Source organism: Methanocrinis sp. (assembly GCF_049974945.1).
GTDB lineage: Archaea > Halobacteriota > Methanosarcinia > Methanotrichales > Methanotrichaceae > Methanocrinis.
In genome coordinates, this window is record NZ_JBNGCU010000160.1 from 1 (window position 1) to 2,630 (window position 2,630).

Consider the following 2,630-nt stretch of genomic DNA (forward strand, 5'->3'; position numbering starts at 1 on the left):
TAAGAGCTCTCCTCGGACTCGCTGTGGACGAGGAAGGCGGCCTTGGACTGGGAGCCGACGAGCATCCCCTCCCCAGGACGCATCATGGTGCAGGTGTCGACGCAGACCCGGTCCCCCATCCCCACAGGCCTGATCTCGGTGATCTCGGCAATGGCTAGATCGAGCCTGGCCATCCCGGCCTTCTCCACCGCCTTCTGGACCCTCTTGATCTCCGAGAGGTCTCTGGTATCCAGGAGGATCCCGTCTGCCCCCTTCTCCAGGGTGGCGAGGTCGACCTCCGCCTCCTCGGCGGTCTTGACGCCGCTTATTATCTTGACCTCCTCGCCCTGGAGGCCTGCGATCATGTTCTCCAGAGGGATCACCTTCCAGTCGGTCCCGACGACCACCAGGTAGTCGACGTTCTTTCCCAGCTCCACCGCGAACTCCTCGTACCTCTTGCTCCTGATCTCGACGTAGCCCGCCACTGTCCCCTCGCTGGCTCTGGCGAGGCTTATGTCCAGGGAGGCCCCGAACTCCTCGGGGAGGGGGACCGAGCCGTCACCTTCGCCGCCGCGGCCTATTATCAGTATGTCTTCCTCCTCCCTCTCGGTCCCGAAGGAGGCCACCCTTATATCGCCCAGCTTTCTGATCCTGTCGACGTCTTCATGTTTCGCCACCACGCAGTCGAACCCGGACTCGAGAGCCGTGGTGATCCTGGGCTTCATCTCCTCCCAGGAGCCCTCGCTGGCCATGAGCCACTTCTCTTTCATGGATATCAGAGTGGTGGCTCAGGTTACTAATTTCTTTTGGAGAACAGGCATTTTGTATAAATTCTTGTCTCGATAGGTTCGTCAGGGCGAGATTGTGACAATTCGATTCATCCGTGCTACTTAAGAGGGGGGCCAGAGAAAGAGGATGCAGATGACGGAGACGACGGAGATCTGTCGGGTACTCATTCAATCGACAGCCACATCTTTAAGCCTCCTGTCCAAATCCCTGCCCCCCATAGTTCTGGGCCTGGTTTTGGCGGAGCTGATCGTGGTCTTGAACGCTGCAGAGAAGATCGCCTTCGTGGCCAGGCCCATAACCAGGTTCTCCCACCTCAGCGATGCCGCCGGGGCGAGCTTCATGATGGCCTTCTTCTCCGCGGCGAGCGCCAACTCGATCTTGGCAGGCTACTACCACGACCGGATCATCGAGAAGAGAGAGCTCTTCGTCGCCTCTCTGGTCAACTCCTTTCCAGCCACCACCATGCACTGGAGGTCGCTCCTCCCGGTCCTGATACCCCTTCTGGGGTTTACGGGCCTGGTCTACTTCGGCCTTCTGATGCTGGTGGGGCTTCTGAAGACGACCCTGGTGATGATGGCGGGTCGTCTCCTCCTGGAGGGCAAAACGGAGGCGGAGGATACGACCATCATTACCAACACCCTCACCGTCGACAAAAAGAGATCCGAGGACGAAAGGCGGGATCGACCTCCCCTTAAGGAGGCGCTGAAGATCAGCGCCAGGGCTGCAAAGCCCAAGGTGGTGAGGGTGGCGAAGATGACGACGGCGATGATGTTTCTGGTATCGGTGCTGATCGAGGTGGGGGCCTTCGACTCTCTATCCCTCCATCTGAGCGGTATTCGGAGCTACCTGCCCCTTCCGGCCGCGGGGCTCAGCATCATAGCCGCCCAGTTCGCGGGGTACGTCGCCGCCTACACCGTGGCCGGAGGCCTTCTGGCGGCAGGGGAGCTATCAGGAAAGGAGGTGGTGGTCACCCTGATGATAGGAAACGTCATCACCAGCATAGCCTGGGCCTTCCGCTGGCTGATCCCCTCCCACGCCGGGATCTTCGGCCCGAGGATAGGAACGGAGCTGGTGGTCTTCTCCACAGGGCTGCGGGACGTGATCATGCTCCTGGTGGCCTTGGGGGTGATGGCGTTCTGGTGAGAGAGGTGGGCCCGGAAAAAAGAGTACATTCCCGCGGACTTCTCGTCTCGCGGATATCTCAAACTCAATGCCCTTAGGATTCAGATCCAGATTCAGATTCAGATCCGGCCCCGGTTCCCGCCACCGTCAGACTGTACTGTAGCACTTCGTCGCCCAGGTAGGACTCGACCACTATATAGTAGGTTCCCGGCTCCAGCTCCTCTTCGATCTTGGACCAGGTCCCTTCCCCTCCGTCGTCGTCGCAATTGATCTCCACCATCTCTTCGTCATATAGGTAGAGGCGAGAGTCGCCGTCGGAGTCTCCCGAGACCTCTATCTCGACCTCCAGGGCCTCCTCGACCACCAGGGCGTAGTAGTCGACGTCGTCAGCGGGGAGGATGCACCCGTCCGTCTCGATCTCGGCTCCATCGGTGAGGACCCCCAGATCCAGCGCCTCCTCGGGGGAGTCGTTCGGCTCATCGTCGCATTCGTATCGAGCGAAGCCTATGGCCAGGACGTAGCCGGATATCGGCTCCAGGTCCTCCGACTCGACGCGGAGGGCGTATCTTCCGGCGAAGAGCTGGGACCCGATCCCATAATCGCCGCCATCGACCGGCAGGTAGCTCTCCTCTTCCTCGTCATATTGGTAGAGGACCAGAGATACCGTCTCCCAGTCGTCGAAGAAGCTGAAGAAGTCATCATCTTCCCCGTCTTCCTCCTCGTCCTCGACCTCATCCTCG

3 protein-coding genes are annotated in these 2,630 nt (G+C 60.0%); 1 reads left to right on the plus strand and 2 read right to left on the minus strand.

Translation table 11 applies throughout. The features are described 5' to 3' along the window. A partial coding sequence (locus ACP5EL_RS10100) for a 3-dehydroquinate synthase II (protein WP_428402385.1) occupies positions 1-749 on the minus strand: 749 nt, incomplete at its 3' end. Between the two features lie 151 nt (positions 750-900). Here ACP5EL_RS10100 and ACP5EL_RS10105 point away from each other — a divergent pair. Further along, positions 901-1,911, plus strand: a complete 1,011-nt coding sequence (locus tag ACP5EL_RS10105; protein WP_428402386.1) for a nucleoside recognition domain-containing protein — start codon at positions 901-903, stop codon at positions 1,909-1,911. A 73-nt stretch (positions 1,912-1,984) separates the two neighbouring features. Here the strand turns inward: ACP5EL_RS10105 and ACP5EL_RS10110 are convergent. Beyond that, positions 1,985-2,630, minus strand: a 646-nt coding sequence (locus tag ACP5EL_RS10110) for a PPC domain-containing protein (RefSeq protein ID WP_428402387.1), incomplete at its 5' end; no start/stop codon positions are given.